This window comes from Pontimicrobium sp. MEBiC01747, from assembly GCF_053601635.1.
In genome coordinates this window covers 1-595 of the sequence record NZ_JBSHNS010000394.1, presented here as the reverse complement: position 1 = coordinate 595, position 595 = coordinate 1, and the positions used below count along the sequence as shown (strand labels likewise).

At 33.4% G+C, this 595-nt stretch carries 1 protein-coding gene; it reads right to left on the bottom strand.

Annotation, left to right across the window (positions count from 1 at the left end):
- The coding region (locus tag ACVC2P_RS12750; protein ID WP_452598851.1) for a RagB/SusD family nutrient uptake outer membrane protein at positions 1–595 on the bottom strand (595 nt) is incomplete at both ends.

The following is a 595-nucleotide window of genomic DNA, read 5'->3' as shown; positions in this document are numbered from 1 at the left end:
ACCATTTACTTGTAAAGGGTAAATGTTTTTAGGTACTTGTACTCCATTATTATTATATCTTAAATAAGAGTTTGCTATAAACGTGGCTTCTAATCTAGGATCGTCTGGATATTGTTCTAAATGTTGATCGTAGGTTTCTTTATTTGGTCTAATACGCCCAAAAGTATTGTAATTTTGAAAATATCCTCTAGGTGTATATAAACGAATGACATCTGAGTTTCTAATGGCTCCATTTTGTCCATACTGCAACTCAAAAATAGATTCTGAATTGTTTTCGTTATTTATATCATATAATTCCTCAAATACTGGTACTAGACTATATTGTCCATATACTGGAAAAGCTTCTGTGTATGCTTTTTGCCACATATCCATATCATTCGTCTCACTAGCAATTGTCATGTATACTTTTGCCAAAAACATATTAGCGGCTAATTTAATCGGACGATCACTAAGGTACTCACCAGCGTTTGGTAATAATTGTTTTGCTCGTTCAAAATCTGCAATGATTTGCTCGTAAACTTCATCTTTTGTAGCTCTTGGCGCGCTTAATTCATTTATATTGGCTTTGCTGAGTTTTAAAGGCACTCCTCCAAAA